Genomic DNA, 22,086 nt, shown 5'->3' on the forward strand with positions numbered 1-22,086 from the left:
ACGTCGTTCATCTAGGCCTCCATGCCGGACTCGGTCCCGGCCAGGTACTTGAGCTTGTCGGCGGTCCGGCGGATCGTGAAGAGCTCCAGGTGGAGCGCGAAGTCCGCGCGGCCCTCGCCCGCCGGGGCCTGGTGCCAGGCGGAGATGTACGGGGTCGGTTCGGGCCGGTCGAAGAGCCGGTCGAACCGGCGCAGCAGCTCCAGGTAGACCCGGGGGAAGTCGGCGCGGGCCGCGTCGCCGAGGGCGGGCAGGTCGGGGACCCGGTGGCGCGGGTAGAGGTGGACCTCGTACGGCCAGCGCGCCGCGTACGGCACGAAGGCGGTCCAGTGCTCCGTTTCGAGGACGACGCGCGTGGCCTCGGCACGCTCGGCCGCCAGGACCTCCTCGAAGAGGTTGCCGCCGGTCCGCTCGCGGTGGGCGGCGGCGGTGGCGAGCATCCGGGTGGTGCGCGGGGTGACGAAGGGAAAGGCGTAGATCTGCCCGTGGGGATGGGCGAGGGTGACGCCGATCTCGGTGCCGCGGTTCTCGAAGCAGTAGACCTGCCGGACGTCCTCGCGGGCCGAGAGTTCGGCGGTGCGGTCGCTCCAGGCGGCGAGGACGAGCGCGGCGCGCTCCTCGTCGAGCTCGGCGAAGGAGGTCCGGTGGTCGGGGGTGAAGCAGATGACCTCGCAGCGGCCCGTGTCGCCGGAGAGGGAGGGGAAGCGGTTCTCGAAGACGGCCACCTCGTAGTCGGGGGCCGGGATCTCACTCGCGCGTCCCTCGGTGGAGGGGCACAGGGGGCAGGCGTCGGCAGGCGGGTGGTAGGTGCGGTCCTGGCGGTGGGCGGCGATGACGACCCGGTCGCCGAGCAGTGGATCGCGCCGTACCTCGGGGCCGGTCCCGGCGGGCGGGGCTGCCAGGGGACGGGTGTCCGGGACGGCGCGGACGGCGGTACGGGCGGCCTCGCCGCCGGCGTCGTAGTAGAAGATCTCGCGGCCGTCGGCGAGGCGGGTGCTCGTGCGCTTCACGGGAAGAAGTCTCTCACTGGAGTGTGGGGCGGCCTCGGGGCGGCCGAGGTCGGGCTGTTCGCGCAGCGGCAGCTCGGCGCCGGGGCGCTCCGGTTCGAGAACGCGGTGGTGGATCAGGCGGTGGCTCTGTCCGAGCCGTTCCATGGACTCGGGGCGGGGCGACGGGACCTGGCAGGGCGGTGGAAGCGTGGGCCCAAGCGTCACATAACGTGCCCCGCATGGATCAGGAGTACACGGCCGGGCCCGCCGCCAACCACGAGCACGCGGGCCCAGGCGAAGGCGAAGGCGCCGCCAGGCGGCGGTTCCTCGCGATCGCGACGGGGGCTGCCACGGCGGCGGGCCTCGGGGCCGTGACCGGCTGCGCGCAGGGCGACGGCCCACCCGCGGCGGGGTCCGGGGCGACGTCGGAGCCCGACGCGCGCGCCGGGAAGCCGCCCGCGGCCGGGGCGCGCGGTCTCGACGTCAAGGCGGAGAACGCCCTCCCGGGCCACCCCGACTGGCCGGTGGTCACGGCCGGCCCGGCGCGGGCCATCGAGGGGTTCGCGGACAGGGTGAGCGTCCTGCCGGGCGAGTCCTTCGGGCTGCACGTCTCCACGACAGCGCCCCGGTTCACCGTCTCCGCCTACCGGATGGGCTGGTACGGCGGGGCCCGGGCGCGGCTGGTGTGGCGCTCCGAGGCCCTGCCCGGAGCCCGGCAGCCGGAGCCCACGGTGGACGCCGGGACCAGGACGGTCCGCACGCGGTGGACCCGTACCGCCACGGTCGCGACGAAGGACTGGCCGGAGGGCAGCTACCTGCTGCGGCTCGACGCGCAGGGCGGCGAGGGGCGGCGCTTCGTACCGCTCACCGTCCGGTCCGCCGTGACCGCCGGCCGTACGGTCGTGGTCAACGCGGTGGCCACCTGGCAGGCGTACAACCGGTGGGGCGGCTACGGCAGCTACGACGGCCCCGGCGGGGGCTTCGCCTCGCGCTCGCTCGCCGTGAGCTTCGACCGGCCGTACGAGTACGACGACGGCGCGGGCCTGTTCCTGGTGTACGAGGCTCCGCTGATCGCGCTGGCCGAGCGGCTCGGCATACCCCTCGCCTACGCGACCACCACCGACGTGGCACGGGAGAAGCGGCTCCTGGAGGGGGCGACTGCGGTGCTCTCGCTCGGGCACGACGAGTACTGGTCGCCGGAGCAGCGGGCCCATGTCACCGCCGCCCGCGACGCCGGTACCAACATCGCGGTCCTGGGCGCGAACTGCTGCTACCGCCGGATCCGGCTGGAGGCCTCCGACCTGGGGCCGGACCGTACGCTGGTCTGCTACAAGTCGTCCTACGCGCAGGACCCGGGCTTCAGGCGCGGCCATCCCGCGACGGTGGACTTCCGCTCGGCTCCCGGCGCGGACCCGGAGAGCTCGCTGCTCGGTGTGATCTACGACGGCTATCCGGTGGACGCCCCCTACGTGGTGACCCACCCCGGGCACTGGCTCTTCGAGGGCACCGGCGCGCGGGAGGGCGACCGCTTCGAGCACCTGGTCGGGGTCGAGTACGACAAGGTCGACACCGGTTTCCCGACCCCGCGGCCGATCGAGATCCTGGCCCACTCCCCCGTGGTGTGCGAGGGGCGGCCCAGCCACCAGGACACGGCCTACTACACGGCGCCGAGCGGGGCGGGGGTGTTCGCGACCGGCACGATGCGGTGGGTCGAGGCCCTGGACGCGACGGGCGACGGCCGGAGCGGACGCAACCACGGCCTGGACGCGCGCTCGGGGGCGCTGACCACGCGGGTGACGGAGAACCTCCTGCGGGTGTTCGCGACGGGCCCGGCCGGCCGGACGCACCCGGCGCAGGACAACGTCAAGGCGGTGTACGGGAGTTCCTGAGGCGGGGACCGCGGGAGACGGGGCGGACGGGGTGGACTTCGCCGGGAGGGGTTGCCTAGGATCGTGATCACGGCATCGCGTGCCGGTCACCGACCGGGTGAGGCATGGAGGCGCCCGTGACGTGCCTTTCGGAGGCATTCACTCATGTCCGTTCATCTGAACCACACGATCATCCATTCCCGTGACAACCGGGAGTCCGCCACCTTCCTGGCACACGTCCTCGGACTGGAGGTAGGGACCCAGTGGGGTCCCTTCATCCCCGTGGACACCGGGAACGGCGTCACCCTGGACTTCGCGACCATCCCGGCCGAGTCCATCACCCCGCAGCACTACGCGTTCCTCCTCTCCGAGGCGGAGTTCGACGTGGCGTTCGAGAGGATCCGGGCGGCGGGGGCCCCGTACTTCGCCGACCCGCACGGCCGGCACCCCGGCGAGATCAACCACAACGACGGGGGCCGCGGCGTCTACTTCACGGACCCGAGCGGCCACGGCATGGAGATCATCACGCGTCCGTACGGCTACCAGGAGCCGGGCACCGAGTAGTTCCGGCTGAGCACGGGCGCCGCGGGGGATGGGTACTCCTACTCATCCCCCGTCGCCGCCGGCCCCGCAGACTTGGATCATCACCCCGAGTCAGCAACAGGAGCCGGCCATGCCCGCAACGCCCTTCGCGCCCGCCCGACCCGTCCCGCCGAACAAGGCCCTCGTCGTGGCGTCCGTCCTGCTGTGGGCCCTGACCGGACTGTCCCTCGCCGTCATCGGCTTCTTCGTGCTGATGATCGGCGTCTGGGGGATGGCGGCCGGCGAGGACGTGACGCGCCCGCTGCTCCAGGTCGCCGCCATCGTGGTCGGAGCGGCGCTGGTGGGCGCCCTGCTGTACGTCGCCCCCGGAGTCCGGCGGCTGTCGCGCGAGGCCCGTCTCACCCTGCTGGGCGCCCTGGCCTGCCCCGCGCCCCTCGTACTGGCGGCCCACCTCATGACCCTGTGACGGCCGTCCGTTCCATGACGGCCACCGGCGCGCCGGGGAAACAGCGGCGCCCGGCCGGGAGGGATGCTCTCGGCCGGGCGCTCCCGACAGCCGTGCCGTCGGTGTGGCAGGGGCGGCAGGATTCGAACCTGCGGCCTTCGGTTTTGGAGACCGGCGCTCTGACCAGCTGAGCTACACCCCTTCGGTGGGACCAACCATGGCACGACCCGGCCCCGAGATCCAATCAATTGCCGACCCGAACGGGTGCGAGTTTCCCGGCGGTGTGGACGCCGGGGCCGACCACGCCGACGCCGTGGAGGCCGGACGCGGCCCGGACCGCCCGGTGGCAGGGCCGCGGGGTGCGGAGGATCGTAAGTGGGGGGACCCGTGGAGCGGGAGGTCTCGTCATGCCCCGAAGTCGACGGCCGGGGCGCCTGCGGGGCCCGCTCCTGGCGCTCGCGCTCCTCGCACCCGCTCTGCTCGGCGCGGCCCCGGACGGCTCGGGCGAGACGATCTCCCTGGCCGGGAACGAGCCCGGCCTGCGGCTCGACGTCACGTTGACGCGGGTGGTGGATCCGGCGAGCCCGACCGGCCCGGAGTCCGCCGGTGGCGACCGGCTCGTCGCGACGCGCTTCAGCCTGGAGAACACCGGGACCGCCGTGTACGAGGACTCCCCCGCGCCGTCCGCGCACCTGCTGGACACCACGGGCCGGCGGTTCACCGGGACCGACACCGCCATCACCGCCGGACCGGGCTTCCCCGGAACCGTCGCGCTCGGCCCCGGCGCCTCGGCGGAGGGATTCATCACCTTCCGGATCCCGGTCGGCGCCGAACCGGCCGCCGTCCAGTTCGCCCTCGACACCGGCCTCGCCGACGACGTGGGCCACTGGAGCCTCCCGCTCGCGTAGGGATGTTTCGGCCGCCCCCTTGACCACTCTGGTCCAGACCAATAGTTTCCGGCATGCACAGCGCACGCGCACACGCCCCGCTCCCCGCATCCGCAAAGGAAGCCCATGCGCCGCAGCATGCTCGGCAGGCTGGCCGTCGCCGCCTGTTCCCTCTCCCTGCTGACCGCCTTCGCGCCCGCCGCCGCCGCGCAGGCCGACGGCGGCGGCCACGACCGTGCGTACAGGAAAGTCGGCTACTTCACCCAATGGGGTGTCTACGGGCGGGACTTCCAGGTCCAGGACCTGGAGGCGAACGGCTCCGCCGGAAAGCTCACCCACATCAACTACGCCTTCGGCAACGTCAGTCCGCAGGGCACATGCTTCACCGGGAACGTGCCCGGCGAGGCCGACGCCTGGGCCGACTACGTACGCCCGCTCGACGCCGCGAACTCCGTCGACGGGGTGGCCGACACCGGTGAGCAGCCGCTCGCCGGCAACTTCAACCAGCTGCGCGAGCTCAAGGCCAGGCACCCGGGACTCAAGGTGCTGATCTCGCTGGGCGGCTGGAGCTGGTCCACGCACTTCTCGGACGCCGCGCTGACCCCGGCCTCCCGCAAGGCCTTCGTCGAGTCCTGCATCGACCTCTACATCAAGGGCAACCTGCCGCAGGACGGCGCTCGCGGCGGGGCCGGAGCGGCCGCCGGCGTCTTCGACGGGATCGACCTCGACTGGGAGTGGCCCGGTTCCGCGGGCGACACCGACACGACGTACCGGCCCGAGGACAAGCAGAACTTCACCGCGCTCGTGAAGGAGTTCCGCACGCAGCTCGACGCGTACGCGCGGAGTCAGCGGAAGAAGACCTCGTACGAGCTGACGGCCTTCGTCCCGACCGCCCCCGCCAAGATCGACGCGGGCTTCGACGTCCGCCGGATCATGCGCGACCTCGACTTCGTGACCCTCCAGGGCTACGACTTCCACGTCTCCGGCGAGCCGAGGACCGCCCAGCAGTCCGCGCTCCACGCCCGGAACGACTTCAGCGTCGACGGCACGGTGGACGCCTGGCGCCGGCGCGGCGCACCCGCGGACAAGCTGGTGATGGGCATGCCGTTCTACGGGCAGGGCTGGACCGGCGTCAGCGGCGGCGGGGACGGTATGGGGCAGCCGGCCACCGGGCCGGCACCGGCCACCTGGTCCGCCGGGTACGAGGACTACAAGGCGCTGAAGAAGCTGGCCGACTCCGGCGCCTACACGGTCCACCGGGACCGGCGCGGGGGCCACGCCTGGCTCTTCGACGGCACCACCCTGTGGACGTACGACGACCCGCAGGTGCTGCGCGCCAAGACCGGGTACATCCGCGAACACGGCCTCGGCGGTGCGATGTTCTGGTCCCTCGACGCGGACACCTCGGACGGCGAGCTGATGACGGCCGTGGACCGGGGCCTGCGCGGCCGCTGACCCGGTCCGCGCCGACCCGCACGACCCGCACGACCCCTGACCGGCGCCGCCGGGCCGCGGAAATCCATCCGGCCCGGCGGCGCCCTCCACATACGCTCGGCCGCATGAAGACCGAGACGGTACGGGCGGTCAACCGCCTCACGGGACACTGGGCCGCTCAGGCCCTCGCGCGGGACACGGGGACGGTCTTCGCGGCCTCCGGGGTCTGGCCCCTGCTCGCCCTGCTCGCCGACGGCGCGAGCGGTCCCGCCCGCGCCGAGCTGGCGCAGGCCCTGGACATACCCGCCGACGCCGCGGCCGGGGCGGCACGGGAGCTGCTGGCCGCGCTGGCCGGCGTACGGGGCCTGCGGGCGGCGACGGGGCTGTGGACCGCTGCCGGGCTCCCCCTGGAGGAGGACTGGTCGTCGAGGCTGCCCGCGGGCGCCCGGGGCACGCTGACCGGTGTGCCGTTCGCCGACGAGAGGGCGTTGGACGCGTGGGCGGCGGAGCGGACCGGCGGGCTGATCGAGCACGTGCCGGTGACGTGGCCCGGGGACTCCTGCCTGGTCCTGGCCTCCGCGCTGGCGCTCCGGGTGCGGTGGGCCGAGCCCTTCCGGGAGACGCCCCTCGCGATGGCCGAGGGACCTTGGGCGAGGCGGGTCCTGCGACGGCTGTCCCGGAGCACCCGTGCGCTGGACGGGGTCCGGGTGGCCGACGGGCCTGCCGGACCCGTCACCGTCCTGGAAGTGGCCGGCACCGAGGACGTGGACGTGCATCTGCTGCTCGGCGAACCCGGGGCACCGTCCCGCTCGGTGCTGCGGACGGGTCTCGCCGCCGTCACCGGCGCCGCCGCGTCCCTCCCCGGCAGCGAGCTCCCCGACGGAACCCCGGGGCCCGGGCTGACCATCCGTACCGAGGACTCGCCCTACCCGGTGGACCTGCTGACCGTCCACGCCGTGGCGTTCTCGCTGTCCGCCGACCACGATCTGCTCGACCATGCCCCGCTGTTCGGGCTGGACACCGCCACCGACGCGGACCGCGGCCACTTCCGCGGGATCAGTTCCGAGCCGCTGGCGATCGGTTCGGCCCGGCAGTCCGCGATGGCCCGGTTCCACGCGACGGGATTCGAGGCCGCCGCCGTCACTTCCGTCGTGGGGCGCTTCGGCGGCGCGGCACGGCCCCCCGCGAACCGGCGGGTCCGCCGGGCGGACGTCCGGTTCGACCGGCCGTTCGGGTTCCTGGCCGTCCACCGGGCCTCGCGGCTCGTCCTCGCCGCGGGCTGGGTCACCGATCCGGACGGGGCGGTCGAAGGGGGAAGGCACGTCGGTGCGCGGCGGCCAGCGCCACGGTCTCGGTGAAGGCGGGGACGCGCCCGGTGCCGCCGCGGCCGGACACCGACAGGGAGGCGGCGGCCACGCCGTAGGCCACGGCGTCCGTGAGGGTGTCGCCGAGGGCGATCCGCGCGGTGGTGGTGCCGCTGAAGCAGTCGCCCGCACCGGTCGCGTCCACCGGCTCGGGGTTGACCGGCACGGGCAGGTACACGGCCCCCGAGCCGTCGTGCAGCAGCAACCGGTCGGCGCCCGCGGTGACCGCGACCGTACGGGCGCCCAGCGCGCGGCAGCGGGCGGCGGCGGCACGCGGGTCCGCGGTGTCCACGAGGGCCAGCGCGTCGGCCGGGCAGGAGGTCTTGAGCAGCCCGGTCAGCGGTGCGATCCGGGCCAGCAGCTCGCGCGCCTCGGCCCGGCCGGTGAGCCGGGAGCGGAAGTTGGGGTCGTACGTCAGGTGCCCGCCCGCCCCGTGCACCAGGCGGGCGGCTGCCAGTACGGCGTCGCGGCTGCTCGGCGACAGGGCGCCGGTGATGCCGCTGGTGACCAGGGCTCCGCAGCGGGTCAGCAGCCCGCGCCAGGAGGCGACGTGCCGGGGCGCGAGGGTGGATCCGGCGCTGCGGGTGCGCCAGTAGACGAACTCCCGGTCGCCGTCGGTGTCGGCGGAGAGCAGGTAGGCGCCGTTGGGGTGCGGGGCCCGGCGGACGTGCGAGACGTCCACGCCGAGCCCGGTGGCCCGGCGCAGCAGCGGGACGCTGAGCTCGTCGTCGCCGACGACGGCCAGCAGGGCGGTACGGGCGCCGGCGGCGGCCGCGGCGGCCGCCGCGTTGAGGGCGTCCCCGGAGTAGGAGATACGGGCCGGGGTGCCGGCGGCGGCATCGCGCAGGGCGGTGCCCGCGTGGATCTCCACCAGGACCTCGCCGAGTACGAGCACGTCGTAGCGCATGTCGCCCCGCGTGGCGGCCCGCGCGGCGGCTCGTCCGGCCACGCTCAGTGCCCCGCGGCGCGGGGCGCGCCGTACGGCACGGCCGCCGCGGCGAACACGGCGGCCAGTTCGCCCGGGTCGGACGGCAGGCCGTCGCCGAGGCCCACGGCCGTCGCACCCGCGGCGAGCCAGCCGGGGACCTCGGCGGGCCGGATGCCACCGGTGGGGATGATCACGGCCCCGGGCAGGACGGCCCTGAGGGAGCGGACGAACCCGGGTCCGCCCACGTGCGCCGGGAAGACCTTGGCCGAACCGGCGGCCCGGACGGCGGCGGCGATCTCGCCGGGGGTGAACCCGCCCTCGATGAAGACGGCTTCGCGGCGAACGGCGACGGCACGGACCTCGGGGGCCGGGTAGGGGGAGATCAGGAAGGCGGCGCCCGCGTCCAGGGCGGCCTCCGCCTGCGCGGTGGTGGTGACCGTGCCGACGCCGATGAGCGCCGGGCGGCCGTGGACGTCGCTCAGCAGGGCGGTGCGGGTGACGGCTCCGGCCCAGCCGGGGGTGGACGTGGTGAGCTCGACCGCGCGGCACCCGGCGGCGAGCAGGGCGGTGGCGCGGAGGACCGCCGCGTCGGCGTCGGCCTCGCGCAGCACGGGCAGCACGCGCTGGGCGGCCAGCACGGCGTAGGGATGGTCGGACGGGTGGCCGGGCAACGGACCTCCCCCTTCGCTCCAGGATTGTTCCACGTAGTGGAACGGCGTACCGTATGGCGGAACCCTGTGGTCTAGACCCTACCCATGCCAGGAGCGCTCGTGTCAATGGACGGAACGTCAGCGGGCGGACGTACGGGGCGGACTTCCGCGGCCGGTTCCGCCCTGGAGAAGTCGCTGCGCGTCCTGGAGGCGGTGGCCGCGCCCGGCGGCCCGCACCGCCTCGCCGAGGTGACGGCCGCGGCCGCGGTGCCCAAGTCGAGCACCTTCCGGATCCTGGCCTCGCTGATCGACCAGGGCTTCGTGCGCCAGGAGGCCGACAGCCGGTACGCGGTGGGGCCGCGGCTGCGCGGGCTGTCCGCCCTGGTCGGCGCCGGGGAACCGGCGGGCGTCGGGGGCGTCCTCAACGAACTCCGGCGGGCCACCGGCCAGACGGTCCATCTGGCCCTGCACAGCGGGCGGAACATCACCTGCGTCCGCAAGCTGGAGAGCGACGGCCAGCCGTTCCGGACGGCGTCCCGCGTCGGCATGCGCATGCCGCTGCACACGACCGCCATCGGCAAGAGCATCCTGGCCCACCTGCCGGCCGAGGAGGTATGGGAACTGATCGACGCGACCGGGCTGCCGCGCCGGACGCCGCGGACGCTCACGACCGCACGGGCCCTGCACGCCCAACTGGCGGCGGTCCGGGAGCAGGGCTTCGCCCTCGACGACGAGGAGAACGAGACCACCATCCGCTGCATCGGCGCGGCGGTCCTCGGTCCGGCGGGCCGCCCGGTCGGCGGGGTGAGCGTCACCACCGTCACCTTCCTGGTCTCCCGCGAGGAGATCGAGGCGTACGCACCGGCCCTGCGCACCGCCGCGCTCGCCCTGGCTCCGCTGCTCTGACCCCCGGTGGAGGGGCCCGGAGAAGTCTTCGGGAAAATTCTTCCGGATAACTGTTATCGACGCCCCCGTCGACGGTCTCCCATGTATCGGGCATCATCGACCGCCGGTACGGACAGGGAACATCACATGGCTACTCAGCACACCGCAGCGCTCGTGGCAGCGGCTCGCGCGGGCGACCCCCGCGCGCAGGACGAGCTCGTCGGCGCCCATCTCCCGCTCGTCTACAACATCGTCGGGCGGGCCCTCAACGGGTCCTGCGACGTGGACGACGTGGTGCAGGACACGATGCTGCGGGCGCTCGACGGGCTGGGCGGCCTGCGCGTGGACGAGAGCTTCCGGTCCTGGCTGGTGGCGATCGCGATGAACCGCGTACGGGCGCACTGGCAGGCCCGGCAGAGCGGCTTCGGCGAGAGCACCCTGGAGGCCGCGAGCGATGTGGCCGACCCCGGCGCGGACTTCGTCGACCTGACCGTCGCCCGCCTCCACCTCGCCGGCCAGCGGCGCGAGACGGCCCGCGCCACCCGCTGGCTGGAGCCCGAGGACCGGGCGCTGCTGTCGCTGTGGTGGCTGGAGTGCGCCGGGGAACTGACCCGGGCGGAGGTGGCGGGCGCGCTGGAACTGTCCCCGCAGCACACGGCGGTGCGGGTGCAGCGGATGAAGGCGCAGCTGGAGTCGGCCCGCGTGGTGGAACGCGCGCTGGACACCCACCCGGCGTGCGAGGAGCTGCGGACGGTGATGGCGGGCTGGGACGGCCAGCCCTCGGCGCTGTGGCGCAAGCGAATAGCCCGGCACGCCCGTGAATGCGTACGTTGCTCCGGTCTGTGGAGCGGACTGGTTCCGGCGGAGGGACTGCTGGCCGGTCTGGCCCTGGTACCGGTCTCGGCGGCCCTGCTGGCGGGGTTCAAGACGGCCGGGGCGGCCGGCTTCGCCCCCGCGAGCGTCGCCTTCGCCGAAGGTGGCGACGGGGGCCCGGGCGGCGGCTTCGGCGGCGGCTTCGACGAGGCGGCGACCCAGCTCACCCCGGTGGCCGACGTGGGCGGTGGTGGCGGTGGTGGCGGCCGCGGCGCGCTGCGCAAGCGCCGGCAGAGCCGCCGCCGGGTGGTCGGCGGTGCGGTCCTCGCCGCCTGTGTCGCGGGCGGCGGGCTCGTGTACCTCGGGGGGCTCCCCGGTTCCGGCGGTACGAAGGAGGGCGCCGCGGCGCCCGCGACCCCGCTGGCCGCGCTCTCGGCGACCGAATCCGCCGCTCCGCCCCCGGAGTCGGCCTCCCCCTCCGTGTCCCCCTCGCCCTCCGCGTCGGCCTCCGCCTCGCCGAGCCCGTCGGCGAGCCCGAGCCCGACGCAGTCCAAGAGCAAGTCCCCGAGCCCGAAGGCCTCCCCGGCCAAGCCGGCGCCCGCCCCGCCGTCGGGCGTGGCCGGCCAGGTCGTGGCCCTGGTCAACAGCGAGCGGGCGGCGGCCGGCTGCGGCCCCCTCAAGGAGGACACGCAGCTGCGCGCGGCCGCTCAGGGGCACTCCGACGACATGGCGGCCCGGGACTTCTTCGATCACACCAGCCCCGACGGCAAGGACCCGGGCGACCGGACGACCGCGGCCGGGTACCGCTGGTCGACGTACGGGGAGAACATCGCGCGGGGCCAGCAGACGGCCCAGTCGGTCATGGACTCCTGGATGAAGAGCCCGGGCCACAAGGCGAACATCCTCAACTGCTCCTTCAAGGACATCGGCGTGGGCATCCACCAGGGTTCGGGCGGGCCCTGGTGGACCCAGAACTTCGGCGCGCGGTAGAGCGCGGTCGCGTCTCCCGGCGGGTGCGGGGCCCCCGCGTCAGGGCCGCAGGCCCCGCAGCTTCTCCGGGTTGACGCTGACGCGCAGTGCGGTGATCCGGCCGTCGGCGGCCTCGAAGGTCATGGCGCCGACGGTCGTGCCGTTGTGGACGAGCAGCAGGCCCGGCTCGCCGTTGATCTCGGCCGGGCGCATCGCCCCGTCGCGGACCTCGGACTTGGCGAGGACGCCGAGCCACCAGCGGGCGACGTGGTCGGCTCCGTGCAGCGGCCGGCGGGCGGCCGTGACGACGCCGCCGCCGTCGGCCCAGGAGACGACATCGGGCGCGAGGACCGTGAGGACCTCGCCGAGGTCCCCGCCGAGGCAGGCCTGCCGGAACTTCTCGACGATCTCGCGCTGCTCGGCCGCTTGGGCGGTGAAGCGGGGGCGGCGGGCCCGGACGTGTTCGCGGGCGCGGTGGGCGCACTGGCGGACGCTCGCCCCGGTCTTCCCGACGACCTCCGCGATCTCGGTGTAGGAGTATCCGAACACCTCGCGGAGCATGAAGACCGCGCGCTCGGTGGGGGTCAGGGTCTCCAGTACGACCAGGACCGCCATGGAGACGGTGTCGGCCAGTTCGGCTTCCTCGGCGATGTCGGGCGAGGTGAGGAGGGGTTCGGGAAGCCAGGGTCCGACATACGCCTCGCGGACGACCTGGGCCGACCTGAGCCGGTTGAGGCTCAGGTTCGTGACGGTGCGCACCAGATAGGCGCGGGGGTTCTCGACGGCCGTGCGGTCGGCGCGGTGCCAGGCGAGCCAGGCGTCCTGCACGATGTCCTCGGCGTCGGCGACGCTGCCCAGCATGCGGTAGGCCGTGCCGAACAGCAGGCGCCGGTGCTCCTCGAAATCCTCACTCATGATCACCACAGTGTCAGGCGCGCACCAGGATGCTCAAGGGAGCCCTTGCCCCGGTGCCCGTCACGGCACGGCGGACGCGGGTCAGTGGTGGAAGCCGGACCGCGGCTCGGTGGCCGGTACGGGCGGGGGCGTGGCCGTCAGGTGTTCCACGGCGGCGCGCAGGTCGGTGACGAGCAGGGCCATCTGATCGCGGGTCACGCCGTGCCGGACGAGGACGCGCTGGATGACGGTGTCGTCGCGGTCGGCGGGCAGCGGGTACGAGGGCACCTGCCAGCCGCGCATGCGCAGCCGGTCGGAGAGGTCGTAGAGGGTGAAGGGGGCGGCGTCCGGGTCGGTGAGTTTGTAGGAGACGGCGGGCAGGGCCCCCTGGCCGTCGTAGAGGAGGGTGAAGGGCCCCATCGCGGCGATCTCGCCGGCCAGGTACTGCGCGGTGTCGGCGCAGGCCTGCTGGACGCTGCGGTAGCCGGCCCGGCCGAGGCGCAGGAAGAGGTAGTACTGGGCGATGACCTCGCCGCCGGGGCGGGAGAAGTTGAGGGCGAAGGTCGGCATGTCACCGCCCAGGTAGTCCACCGTGAACACGAGGTCCGCGGGGAGCAGGTCGGCGGTGCGCCAGATGATCCAGCCGACGCCCAGGGGCGCGAGCCCGTACTTGTGGCCGGAGGTGTTGACGGAGGCGACGCGCGGGAGCCGGAAGTCCCACACCACGTCGGGGTGGAGGAAGGGCGCGACGAACCCACCGCTGGCGCCGTCCACGTGGATGGGGACGTCCCAGCCGTGCTCGGCCTGGATCCGGTCGAGCTCGGCCGAGATCTCGGCGACGGGCTCGTAGTCGCAGGTGTAGGTGACGCCGAGGATGGCGACGACGCCGATGGTGTTCTCGTCGACGTACTCGGCGAGCTGATGGGCCTGCAGGCCGGTGGCGCCGTCCTCGATCGGGACCTGGCGCAGTTCGACGTCGAAGTAGCGGGCGAACTTCTCCCAGCAGATCTGGACCGGGCCGCACACGAGGTTGGGGCGGTCGGTGGGCAGACCGGCGGCGCGGCGGCGCTCGCGCCACCGCCATTTGAGGGCGAGGCCGCCGAGCATGGCGGCCTCGCTGGAGCCGGTGGTGGAGCAGCCGGCCGCGGTGGTGCCGGCGGGGGCGTTCCACAGATCGGCCAGGATGTTGACGCAGCGGGACTCGATCTCGGCGGTCTGCGGGTACTCGTCCTTGTCGATCATGTTCTTGTCGAGGCAGGCGTTCATCAGGCGGTGCACGCCCTCGTCCGACCAGGTGGTGCAGAAGGTGGCCAGGTTCTGGGCCGCGTTGCCGTCCAGGAGCAGCTCGTTGCGCAGCAGTTCGTAGACGACCTCGGTGGGTGAGTGGTCCTCGGGAATCCTGTACTTGGGGAGGATCTGGCCACTCAGCGTGGACGCGAACACGTCCGTGTCGGCGTCCTGGGCGCGTACGTCCTTCGTCTCATGAAGAGCCATATCCGCACTATAGGGACATGAAATGCCATTCCCGGGCAGGCCTGGGGCGGCGATTACCTCCGGGGTAATCGCCGGGACCGCCCCCGCGCGGCTACGTTCACGCCCGTCACCCACCGCCGCCACAGGAACGAAGGAGCCCCGTCGTGCCCGCCTACGGTTTCGCCCATCTCCGCGGCCGCCGCAACCACCCCGACGTCATCGAGTACCTGCACCGCATCCAGGCGACCCTCGACCCCTTCGCGGGCCGCTTCGTCATCCACGGACCTCCGGCCGAGGTCGTGGAGGGCTCGTGGCCCGGCAGCATGGTGCTGATCGAGTTCCCCGGCCTGGCCGAGGCCCGCGCCTGGTACGACTCCCCCGCCTACCGGGCCATCGTGCGCCTGCGCACCGACCACATCGAGGGCGATCTGCTGCTGATCGAGGGCGTCGGCCCCGACTACGACCCGAGGCGGCGGGCACAGGCCCTCCAGGCGGCTCCTTCCGCCCGCGAACCCGCCCGCGAGCCCGGCGGCGAGGGCGCCCGGTAGCCTCCGGGGCGCGGACGGCTCCCCTTCAGCCCCTGGCGTGGAGGTACGCGTCCAGGGCGGCCGCGCCCGTCAGCAGGGCGCGGCCGCGGGAGGAGAGTCGGGTGCGCCAGGCGGTCAGGGCCGACTCCAGGGGTTCCGGGCCGCCCGCGGCGCGGACCTGCGCGAGCAGGGGGGCGATCTGCTCCAGCAGGTAGCCGCCGCGCCGGAGTTGGTGGGCCATGCGGGCGTCCCGTACGTCGGCCTCGTCGTACACGCGGTACCCGGTGAGCGGATCGCGGCGCGGGCGGACCAGCCCGGCCCGCTCCCACGCACGCAGGGTCGCTGGCCGGATCCCGAGCCGGCCCGCGAGCGGCCCGATGAACAGGGGGCCGGATCCCGCCGTGGAGCCGGCGGCCGCGGGGCGATCGGCAACGGCGGCCGACGCCAGGTCGCGCAGGGCGTTCTCCACGGCTTCGAGGGTGCGCCGGTCGGCGAGCAGCTCGGCGTGGGTCCCGTCGATGAGGCCGAAGGCCTCGTCGGCCGCGCCCTCGTTCACGGCCCGCATGATCGATGCCGCCGTCCCGTGGCCGTGCCCCGGCACGAGGGCGAGGAACGCGGCCAGGGCGCGCTCGTGCAGCGGGGTATAGGCGCGGTAGCCGTGGGGGGTCCGGTCCGCGGCCGGGAGGATGCCGGCCTCCTCGTAGTTCCTGATCGCCTGCGTGGACAGTCCGTGCCCGCGCGCCAGGTCGATCGGCCTCAGCCGACGGCCGCTTTGAAGGTTTCGGGTCACCCACCCCACGATAGAGCGGAAAAGTTTCCACCGAAGCTTCAACGATAGCGTTGAAGGCATGCCCATCGACATCACTGACGTGAAGGAAACCGTCCGCCCGGTCGACGCCGCCGGCCTCATGGATCTGCTCGCGGCGCGACCGCGACTGCTCGCCCTCGGCGAGCCCACCCACGGCGAGGACTCACTGCTTCGAGTGCGCAACGAGCTGTTCCGCCAGCTCGTCGTACAGGAGGGCTACCGCACCATCGCGATCGAGAGCGACTGCCTGGCGGGCCTGCTCGTCGACGCGTACGTCACCTGGGGTACCGGACGTCTCGACGAGGTCATGGAGCGCGGCTTCAGCCACGGGTTCGGCGCCTCCCCCGCCAATCGCGAACTCGTCCGCTGGATGCGGGCGTTCAACGAGGGCCGGCCCGCGTCCGAGCGGGTGCGCTTCGCCGGGTTCGACGGCCCGCTGGAGATGGCGGGCGCCGCGAGCCCCCGGCAGGCACTCACCGCGCTCCACGCCCACCTCGCCCGCCGGGTCGACGCCGGCCTCCTGCCCTGCAGCGCGGACACGCTCGACCGCCTGCTCGGCGCCGACGACCGGTGGACCGAGCCCGCCGCGATGACGGACCCCGCGCGGTCCACGGGGCGCTCCGCCGAGGCCCGTGAGCTCCGGCTGCTCGCCGACGATCTGGTGGCGCTGCTGGCGGAGCAGTTGCCGCACCCCGTCACGGAATCCGGGGAGGACTCGCAGCGGGCGGAGTTGTTCGGACGCTCCGCCGTCGGCCTGCTGCGCTACCACCACTCGATGGCCGACACCTCGCCGTCCCGGATGACCCGGCTGGTGGGCCTGCGGGGCCGGATGATGGCGGACAACCTGCTCGCGCTGGCGGCCCGGGGCCCGGTCCTCGTCCACGCCCACAACGCCCATCTGCAGCGGGAGAAGAGCTCGATGCGGATGGGTGGCGTGCGGTTGGAATGGTGGAGCGCCGGGGCACTGGTGAGCGCCCGGCTGGGCGCGGAGTACGCGTTCGTGGCCACGGCCCTCGGCACGATCCGGCACCGGGGTGTGGACGCTCCGCCGCCGGACAGCGTCGAAGGCCTTCTGTACGCACTCCGGGACGAGCTCCGCCTCGTCGACGCCGGCCGGCTGGCCTCCGCGCTCGGCGACGCGCCGCCCGCGCCCCGGGTCTCCCCGTGGTTCGGCTACGCCCCGCTCGACGCGGCCCACTTGGGCGTGATCGACGGGGTCGTGTTCATCAAGGATCTTCCGGAGGTCCCGGACCCCGCCATCCCGGCGTCACCTCGTACGTCCCCGGCCCGGGCCTGACGCTCTGCTTCCAGCCGACTCTGCAGTGTGACCCCGCACATAGGGCCCCCTTGACGCAGGAGAAATTACTGCCGAGTAGAGTGCAGCCCGCAGATCTTCCCGTCCGGACCCCCGGAGCCGCTCCGGACGGGAAGATCATCCAACTTGTTCTATCCGAAACATATCCAGGGATGTCCGGATACAGGCCAACCCTCCCCCGAGCCCTGATACCTCTTCGGGCCATGAAGAAGATCACTCGCCGTCAGGCCCTGGGGACAACTGCCGGTGCTCTCACCGTCCTCGGCCTGACCGCTGCCGCCGCGGGCGCCACGAGCGCCGCCGCGACCCCCACCGAGCCCACCACCCCGGGCACGGTCGACGAGGTCTACAAGGGCCGTCGCATCCAGATCACCCCCGGCGGAGGCGGCCACCACGGCGGCCACCACTCGCCCGGTCAGCCCACCGTCCGAATAGACGGCCAGGAACTGCACATCATGCGCAATGCCGACGGCACCTGGATCAGCGTCATCAACCACTACGAGACCTTCGCCGACCCGAAGCTCCTCGCCCGCGCCGCGGTCCGCGATCTCCAGGGCGCCGCCCTCGTCCCCTTCGGAGGTGCGGCATGACCGTACGCAAGAACCAGGCCACGCTGACCCCCGAGGAGAAGCGCGCCTTCACCTCGGCGCTGCTGGAGCTCAAGCGCACCGGCAGTTACGACCGCTTCGTCACCACCCACAACGGCTTCATCATGAGCGACACCGACTCGGGCGACCGCGTCGGGCACCGCTCCCCGTCCTTCCTGCCGTGGCACCGGCGCTTCCTCCTGGAGTTCGAGGAGGCGCTGCAGAAAGTGGACGCGAGCGTCGCGCTCCCGTACTGGGACTGGACCGTGGACCGGACCTCCCGCGCCTCCCTCTTCGCCGCCGACTTCCTCGGCGGCACCGGGCGGGCCCGCGACGGGCAGGTCATGGACGGTCCGTTCGCATACTCGACGGGCAAGTGGAACATAAACGTCCGGGTGGACGGGCGCGCCTACCTGCGCCGTGACCTCGGCACGGCCGTCGCCCAGCTGCCGACCAAGGCCGAGGTCGACTCCGTACTCGCCATGCCGGTCTACGACATGGCGCCCTGGAACAGCTCCTCCAACGGCTTCCGCAACAACCTGGAGGGCTGGCGCGGCGCCAACCTGCACAACCGGGTGCACGTGTGGGTCGGCGGACAGATGTCCACCGGGGTCTCGCCCAACGACCCGGTGTTCTGGATGCACCACGCCTTCATCGACAAGCTGTGGGCGGACTGGCAGGCCAAGCACCCCCAGTCCACGTACCTGCCGGCCGCGGGCACCCAGAACGTGGTCGACCTGAACGACACGATGCGGCCGTGGAACAACGTGACTCCGGCGGACATGCTGGACCACCGGAAGTTCTACACCTTCGACACCGAACCGGCCGCCGCCAGCCAGCGGTAGTGCAGTTCGGGGCGGCCGACCTGGCCGTACCGGGGGGTGCGGTCCGCACGGCCGGTGTCCACCAGGTGCTCCAGGTAACGGCGGGCGGTGATACGGGAGATCCCGGCCGCCTCGGCCGCCCCTGCTGCGGTCAGCCCCTCGGGCGCCGCCCGCAGCAGGGCGGCGACCCGGTCCAGGGTCGGCGCGCTCAGCCCCTTGGGGAGCTCGGCCGGGCGGGGTGCGCGCAGTGCGGCCATCGCCCGGTCGACGTCGTCCTGGCCGACCGCCTCGCCCGCCGTCTGGCGGAACTCGGCGTAGCGCAAGAGCCGTTCGCGCAGGGTGGGGAACGCGAACGGCTTCAGTACGTACTGGACCACGCCGAGGGAGACGCTCTCGCGGACCACGGCCAGGTCCCGCGCGGAGGTCACCACGATCACGTCGACCGGATGTCCGGCGGCGCGCAGCCCGCGCGCGAAGCGCAGGCCGTGCCCGTCGGGCAGGCCGAGGTCCAGGAGCAGCAGGTCGACGCGGGTCCGCTCCAGGAACCGGGTGGCCTCGGCGAGCGAGTGGACGGCGCCGACGGCGGTGAAGCCGGGCACCCGGCCGATGTAGAGCGCGTGTGCGTCGGCGGCCACCGGGTCGTCCTCGACGATCAGGACGCGCACCTCGCCGCCGCTCACCGCGAACCCTCCGGCTCCGCGCCGGGCAGGGACCCGATCGGCAGGCGGACCGTGAACTCCGCGCCTCCGCCCGGGCCCTGCGCGGCGATCACCGCGCCTCCGCAGCGCTCCGCCACCTGCCGGACCAGTGCGAGGCCCAGTCCCCGGCCCTCCCCCTTGCCGGACCAGCCCCGGCGGAAGACGTCCACCCCCTCGGGCAGCCCGGGTCCGTTGTCCGCGACCCGCAGCAGCAGCTCGTCCGGCTCCGGCCGCAGCGTCACGGCGATCCGGGCCCCGGGTACGGCCGTGAGCGCGTCGACCGCGTTGTCGATGAGGTTGCCGAGCACGGTGACCAGGTCCCGGGCCGGCGGCAGCCCGGCGCCGTCGGCGAGGCTGCGGCTGTCGGCGGTCACGACCAGCTCGACGCCCCGCTCGTGCGCCTGCGCGGCCTTGCCCAGCAGCAGCGCCACGAGTACCGGCTCCCCGACCGCGGTGACCACCTCGTCGGTGAGGGCCTGGGCCAGTTCCAGCTCGGCGGTGGCGAAGTCGACCGCCTCGTCCGCGCGGCCGAGTTCGATGAGCGAGACCACGGTGTGCAGCCGGTTGGCCGCCTCGTGGGCCTGGGAGCGCAACGCCTGGGTGAAGCCCCGCTCGTGGTCCAGCTCGCCGGTCAGCGCCTGCAGTTCCGTGTGGTCGCGCAAGGTGACCACGGTGCCCCGGCGGCCGCCGCCCGCGACCGGCGAGCTGTTGACCACCAGCACGCGGTCCGCGGTCAGGTGCACTTCGTCCACCCGGGGCCGGTCGGCGAGCAGGGCCCCGGTGAGCGGGGCCGGCAGGCCGAGGTCGGCGACCCGGGTGCCGGTGATCTCGCCGCCCGGCAGGCCGAGCAGTTCCCGCCCGGCGTCGTTGATCAGGGTGATCCGGCGCTGCCCGTCGAGCATGAGCAGCCCCTCGCGGACTCCGTGCAGGGCCGCCTGGTGGTAGTCGTACATCCGGCTGAGCTCCGCCGCGTTCATGCCATGAGTGTGACGGCGCAGCCTCGCATTGACGACGTACGTGCCCACGCCGCCGAGGGCGAGCGCGCCGCCCGCGACCCAGGCGAGGGCGGACAGCTGCGTGGCGAGCCGGTCGCTGATGGCGCGGACGGTGATGCCCGCGCTCACCAGGCCCACGATCCGGTCCCCGTCCCGGAGCGGGGTGACCACCCGGATGGACGGGCCGAGGGTGCCCGTGTACGTCTCGCTGAAGGTCTCGCCGCGCAGTGCGGGGGCGGTGTTGCCCATGAAGGGCTCCCCGATCCTGCGCGGGTCCGGGTGGGTCCAGCGCCGTCCGTCGGGGGCCATGATCGTCACGAAGGCCACCCCGGAATCCGCCCGGACCTGCTCCGCGTAGGGCTGGAGCGCGCCGGACGGGTCGGTCCCGCGCGCCGCCCCGCGTACGGCCTCGCGTACGGACGGGGAGTCGGCGACCGCCCGGGCCACGGCTCCCGCCTGGCGGCGGGCGGCCTCCTCGGCCTGCCCCCGGGCGGTGGCGTACGCGAAGACGGCGCAGCCCGCGACGACCACGGTGACCAGCAGCACCTGCATGGCGAAGAGCTGGCCGGCGAGACTGCGCGGGGGCCGGGGGAAGCGGAACATGGCGCTCAGTGTGCACCGGGTCGTGAACTCAATGAACGCAAGGGTGACCGGGGTCACAGCCCTGGGCGATGGTCTCCCCGAACGTAATCACCACCGGGAGGCATCGTGGCCGCCAGGCGCGACAGAACGCACTTTCTCTACATCGCGGTGATCGGCGCGGTGCTGCTCGGCATCGCCGTCGGCTTCGCCGCCCCCGGCGTGGCCGTGGAGCTCAAACCGCTGGGCACCGGCTTCGTCAACCTCATCAAGATGATGATCTCGCCCGTGATCTTCTGCACGATCGTGCTGGGCATCGGATCCGTGCGCAAAGCCGCCAAGGTGGGCGCCGTGGGCGGGCTCGCCCTCGGCTACTTCATGGTCATGTCCACGGTGGCGCTGGCCATCGGTCTGCTGGTCGGCAACCTGCTGGAGCCCGGCAGCGGGCTGCACCTGACCGAGGCGGCGCGCAGTGCGGGCGAGGCCCAGGCCAAGGCGGGCGGGGCCGAGAGCACGCCGGAGTTCCTGCTCGGGATCATCCCGACCACGCTGGTGTCCGCCTTCACCGGCGGCGAGGTGCTGCAGACCCTGCTGGTGGCGCTGCTCTGCGGGTTCGCGCTGCAGGCCATGGGCGCCGCGGGCGAGCCGGTGCTGCGGGGCGTCGGGCACATCCAGAAGCTGGTGTTCCGGGTCCTGGCGATGATCATGTGGGCGGCTCCGGTGGGCGCCTTCGGGGCGATCGCGGCGGTGGTCGGGGCCACCGGCATGGACGCGCTGAAGTCCCTGGCCGTCATCATGATCGGCTTCTACACGACCTGTCTGCTCTTCGTGTTCGTGGTCCTCGGCACGCTGCTGCGGGTGTGCACCGGGGTCAGCGTCTTCTCACTGCTGAGGTATCTGGGCCGGGAGTTCCTGCTGATCCTCTCGACCTCCTCCTCGGAGTCTGCGCTGCCGCGGCTGATCGCCAAGATGGAGCACCTGGGGGTCTCCCGGCCCGTCACCGGGATCACCGTGCCGACCGGATACTCCTTCAACCTGGACGGCACGGCCATCTATCTGACGATGTCCTCGCTCTTCATCGCCGAGGCGATGGGCAAGCCGCTGGCGCTGGGCGAGCAGATCTCGCTCCTGCTGTTCATGGTCATCGCCTCGAAGGGCGCGGCCGGCGTGACCGGCGCCGGCCTGGCCACCCTCGCCGGCGGACTGCAGTCGCACCGGCCGGAACTGGTGGACGGGGTCGGCCTGATCGTGGGCATCGACCGGTTCATGAGCGAGGCCCGGGCCCTGACGAACTTCGCGGGCAACGCCGTGGCGACGGTCCTCATCGGGACCTGGACGAAGGAGTTCGACCGCGCGCGTGCCACCGAAGTCCTCGCCGGCCGGCTGCCGTTCGACGAGAGCACACTGGTCGACGACGGACACGGCGCGGAGCATGCGGTGACGGAGCCGGCCGCGGCACGGCCGGCCGGGTCCGACACGGCGCCGGCCGAGGCTCCGGTCCCGTCGCACCACCCCAAGGACGGCGTGCCGGTCTAGGACTCCTCCCCCAGCCGGTCCCGCCCGCACGGGCCGGCCGGGCAGGGCTCGCCCCCACGGTGCCCAGCCCGGTCGGCC

At 73.5% G+C, this 22,086-nt stretch carries 21 protein-coding genes and 1 tRNA gene; 13 read left to right on the top strand and 9 right to left on the bottom strand.

The features are described 5' to 3' along the window. Nucleotides 1–11 precede the first annotated feature (11 nt). Nucleotides 12–1,007, bottom strand: coding sequence for a galactose-1-phosphate uridylyltransferase (galT, locus tag Sspor_RS04210; RefSeq protein WP_202203472.1), 996 nt, complete (start codon nt 1,005–1,007; stop codon nt 12–14). Nucleotides 1,008–1,225: 218 nt separating this feature from the next. Between galT and Sspor_RS04215 the strand changes: the two genes are divergently transcribed. The 3 genes from Sspor_RS04215 to Sspor_RS04225 all read left to right on the top strand — a co-directional run bounded on the left by Sspor_RS04215 (nt 1,226) and on the right by Sspor_RS04225 (nt 3,863). After that, complete coding sequence (locus Sspor_RS04215) at nt 1,226–2,875, top strand: N,N-dimethylformamidase beta subunit family domain-containing protein (RefSeq protein WP_237403662.1); 1,650 nt, start codon at nt 1,226–1,228, stop codon at nt 2,873–2,875. 144 nt (nt 2,876–3,019) lie between these two features. Continuing rightward, complete coding sequence (locus Sspor_RS04220; protein WP_202197813.1) at nt 3,020–3,418, top strand: VOC family protein; 399 nt, start codon at nt 3,020–3,022, stop codon at nt 3,416–3,418. 109 nt (nt 3,419–3,527) lie between these two features. Further along, nucleotides 3,528–3,863: a hypothetical protein gene (locus tag Sspor_RS04225; protein ID WP_202197814.1), complete on the top strand. Its 336-nt coding sequence runs from the start codon at nt 3,528–3,530 to the stop codon at nt 3,861–3,863. Between the two features lie 104 nt (nt 3,864–3,967). On the opposite strand, the gene Sspor_RS04230 is transcribed toward Sspor_RS04225, so the two are convergent. Further along, a tRNA-Trp gene (locus Sspor_RS04230) sits at nt 3,968–4,044 on the bottom strand. Nucleotides 4,045–4,249: 205 nt separating this feature from the next. On the opposite strand from Sspor_RS04230, the gene Sspor_RS04235 reads away from it, so the two are divergent. The 3 genes from Sspor_RS04235 (at nt 4,250) to Sspor_RS04245 (ending at nt 7,521) form a co-directional block, all read left to right on the top strand. Then, a complete protein-coding gene (locus Sspor_RS04235; RefSeq protein WP_202197815.1) occupies nt 4,250–4,750 on the top strand; it encodes a hypothetical protein in 501 nt (166 codons plus the stop codon). Nucleotides 4,751–4,855: 105 nt separating this feature from the next. Next, nucleotides 4,856–6,184 (top strand): glycoside hydrolase family 18 protein, encoded by a 1,329-nt coding sequence (locus Sspor_RS04240; RefSeq protein WP_202197816.1) that lies wholly within the window; start codon nt 4,856–4,858, stop codon nt 6,182–6,184. Between the two features lie 104 nt (nt 6,185–6,288). After that, nucleotides 6,289–7,521: a serpin family protein gene (locus tag Sspor_RS04245; protein ID WP_202197817.1), complete on the top strand. Its 1,233-nt coding sequence runs from the start codon at nt 6,289–6,291 to the stop codon at nt 7,519–7,521. On the opposite strand, the gene Sspor_RS04250 is transcribed toward Sspor_RS04245, so the two are convergent. Continuing rightward, a complete protein-coding gene (locus tag Sspor_RS04250) occupies nt 7,448–8,476 on the bottom strand; it encodes a PfkB family carbohydrate kinase (RefSeq protein WP_202197818.1) in 1,029 nt (342 codons plus the stop codon). The genes Sspor_RS04245 and Sspor_RS04250 overlap by 74 nt on opposite strands. A gap of 2 nt (nt 8,477–8,478) precedes the next feature. Next, complete coding sequence (locus Sspor_RS04255) at nt 8,479–9,126, bottom strand: bifunctional 4-hydroxy-2-oxoglutarate aldolase/2-dehydro-3-deoxy-phosphogluconate aldolase (protein ID WP_237403663.1); 648 nt, start codon at nt 9,124–9,126, stop codon at nt 8,479–8,481. A gap of 105 nt (nt 9,127–9,231) precedes the next feature. On the opposite strand from Sspor_RS04255, the gene Sspor_RS04260 reads away from it, so the two are divergent. Continuing rightward, on the top strand, nt 9,232–10,011 hold the full coding sequence (locus Sspor_RS04260; protein WP_202197819.1) for an IclR family transcriptional regulator: 780 nt from the start codon (nt 9,232–9,234) through the stop codon (nt 10,009–10,011). 126 nt (nt 10,012–10,137) lie between these two features. Continuing rightward, complete coding sequence (locus tag Sspor_RS04265; protein ID WP_202197820.1) at nt 10,138–11,793, top strand: sigma-70 family RNA polymerase sigma factor; 1,656 nt, start codon at nt 10,138–10,140, stop codon at nt 11,791–11,793. Nucleotides 11,794–11,832: 39 nt separating this feature from the next. Here Sspor_RS04265 and Sspor_RS04270 read toward each other — a convergent pair whose 3' ends face one another. Together Sspor_RS04270 and gad are read right to left on the bottom strand one after the other, a co-directional pair. Beyond that, nucleotides 11,833–12,687, bottom strand: a complete 855-nt coding sequence (locus Sspor_RS04270; protein WP_202197821.1) for an RNA polymerase sigma-70 factor — start codon at nt 12,685–12,687, stop codon at nt 11,833–11,835. Between the two features lie 81 nt (nt 12,688–12,768). After that, nucleotides 12,769–14,160 (bottom strand): glutamate decarboxylase, encoded by a 1,392-nt coding sequence (gad, locus tag Sspor_RS04275; RefSeq protein ID WP_202197822.1) that lies wholly within the window; start codon nt 14,158–14,160, stop codon nt 12,769–12,771. Nucleotides 14,161–14,303: 143 nt separating this feature from the next. On the opposite strand from gad, the gene Sspor_RS04280 reads away from it, so the two are divergent. After that, entirely contained in the window at nt 14,304–14,687 is a 384-nt protein-coding gene (locus tag Sspor_RS04280; protein WP_202197823.1) for a DUF1330 domain-containing protein, read from the top strand. Nucleotides 14,688–14,712: 25 nt separating this feature from the next. On the opposite strand, the gene Sspor_RS04285 is transcribed toward Sspor_RS04280, so the two are convergent. After that, the gene (locus tag Sspor_RS04285) at nt 14,713–15,456 is read right to left on the bottom strand and encodes a TioE family transcriptional regulator (protein ID WP_202197824.1); all 744 of its coding nucleotides are present in this window, start codon (nt 15,454–15,456) and stop codon (nt 14,713–14,715) included. A gap of 58 nt (nt 15,457–15,514) precedes the next feature. On the opposite strand from Sspor_RS04285, the gene Sspor_RS04290 reads away from it, so the two are divergent. The 3 genes from Sspor_RS04290 to melC2 all read left to right on the top strand — a co-directional run bounded on the left by Sspor_RS04290 (nt 15,515) and on the right by melC2 (nt 18,221). Then, nucleotides 15,515–16,771 carry an erythromycin esterase family protein gene (locus Sspor_RS04290; RefSeq protein ID WP_202197825.1) on the top strand — a complete coding sequence of 419 codons (1,257 nt, stop codon included), beginning with the start codon at nt 15,515–15,517 and terminating at the stop codon, nt 16,769–16,771. A gap of 221 nt (nt 16,772–16,992) precedes the next feature. Beyond that, nucleotides 16,993–17,379, top strand: a complete 387-nt coding sequence (gene melC1, locus Sspor_RS04295) for an apotyrosinase chaperone MelC1 (protein WP_202197826.1) — start codon at nt 16,993–16,995, stop codon at nt 17,377–17,379. Beyond that, nucleotides 17,376–18,221 (top strand): tyrosinase MelC2, encoded by an 846-nt coding sequence (melC2, locus tag Sspor_RS04300; RefSeq protein WP_202197827.1) that lies wholly within the window; start codon nt 17,376–17,378, stop codon nt 18,219–18,221. Before melC1 ends, melC2 begins: the two co-directional genes overlap by 4 nt. On the opposite strand, the gene Sspor_RS04305 is transcribed toward melC2, so the two are convergent. Then, on the bottom strand, nt 18,179–18,880 hold the full coding sequence (locus Sspor_RS04305) for a response regulator (RefSeq protein ID WP_202197828.1): 702 nt from the start codon (nt 18,878–18,880) through the stop codon (nt 18,179–18,181). The genes melC2 and Sspor_RS04305 overlap by 43 nt on opposite strands. Further along, on the bottom strand, nt 18,877–20,496 hold the full coding sequence (locus Sspor_RS04310) for a sensor histidine kinase (RefSeq protein WP_202197829.1): 1,620 nt from the start codon (nt 20,494–20,496) through the stop codon (nt 18,877–18,879). The genes Sspor_RS04305 and Sspor_RS04310 overlap by 4 nt, the downstream gene beginning before the upstream one ends. A gap of 105 nt (nt 20,497–20,601) precedes the next feature. On the opposite strand from Sspor_RS04310, the gene Sspor_RS04315 reads away from it, so the two are divergent. Then, a complete protein-coding gene (locus Sspor_RS04315) occupies nt 20,602–22,008 on the top strand; it encodes a cation:dicarboxylate symporter family transporter (protein ID WP_237403664.1) in 1,407 nt (468 codons plus the stop codon). Nucleotides 22,009–22,086: the final 78 nt, after the last annotated feature.

The sequence above is a fragment of the Streptomyces spororaveus genome, assembly GCF_016755875.1.
In the GTDB taxonomy this organism is placed as follows: domain Bacteria; phylum Actinomycetota; class Actinomycetes; order Streptomycetales; family Streptomycetaceae; genus Streptomyces; species Streptomyces spororaveus.

Bases quoted from the DNA above. Each gene is read 5' to 3' on its own strand.
- Sspor_RS04240 (WP_202197816.1), top strand. From the start codon at position 4,856: ATGCGCCGCAGCATGCTCGGCAGGCTGGCCGTCGCCGCCTGTTCCCTC.
- Sspor_RS04220 (WP_202197813.1), top strand. From the start codon at position 3,020: ATGTCCGTTCATCTGAACCACACGATCATCCATTCCCGTGACAACCGG.
- Sspor_RS04225 (WP_202197814.1), top strand. From the start codon at position 3,528: ATGCCCGCAACGCCCTTCGCGCCCGCCCGACCCGTCCCGCCGAACAAG.
- Sspor_RS04235 (WP_202197815.1), top strand. From the start codon at position 4,250: ATGCCCCGAAGTCGACGGCCGGGGCGCCTGCGGGGCCCGCTCCTGGCG.
- Sspor_RS04245 (WP_202197817.1), top strand. From the start codon at position 6,289: ATGAAGACCGAGACGGTACGGGCGGTCAACCGCCTCACGGGACACTGG.
- Sspor_RS04310 (WP_202197829.1), bottom strand. From the start codon at position 20,496: ATGTTCCGCTTCCCCCGGCCCCCGCGCAGTCTCGCCGGCCAGCTCTTC.
- Sspor_RS04215 (WP_237403662.1), top strand. From the start codon at position 1,226: ATGGATCAGGAGTACACGGCCGGGCCCGCCGCCAACCACGAGCACGCG.
- Sspor_RS04270 (WP_202197821.1), bottom strand. From the start codon at position 12,687: ATGAGTGAGGATTTCGAGGAGCACCGGCGCCTGCTGTTCGGCACGGCC.
- Sspor_RS04290 (WP_202197825.1), top strand. From the start codon at position 15,515: ATGCCCATCGACATCACTGACGTGAAGGAAACCGTCCGCCCGGTCGAC.
- Sspor_RS04260 (WP_202197819.1), top strand. From the start codon at position 9,232: ATGGACGGAACGTCAGCGGGCGGACGTACGGGGCGGACTTCCGCGGCC.
- melC2 (WP_202197827.1), top strand. From the start codon at position 17,376: ATGACCGTACGCAAGAACCAGGCCACGCTGACCCCCGAGGAGAAGCGC.
- melC1 (WP_202197826.1), top strand. From the start codon at position 16,993: ATGAAGAAGATCACTCGCCGTCAGGCCCTGGGGACAACTGCCGGTGCT.
- gad (WP_202197822.1), bottom strand. From the start codon at position 14,160: ATGGCTCTTCATGAGACGAAGGACGTACGCGCCCAGGACGCCGACACG.
- Sspor_RS04265 (WP_202197820.1), top strand. From the start codon at position 10,138: ATGGCTACTCAGCACACCGCAGCGCTCGTGGCAGCGGCTCGCGCGGGC.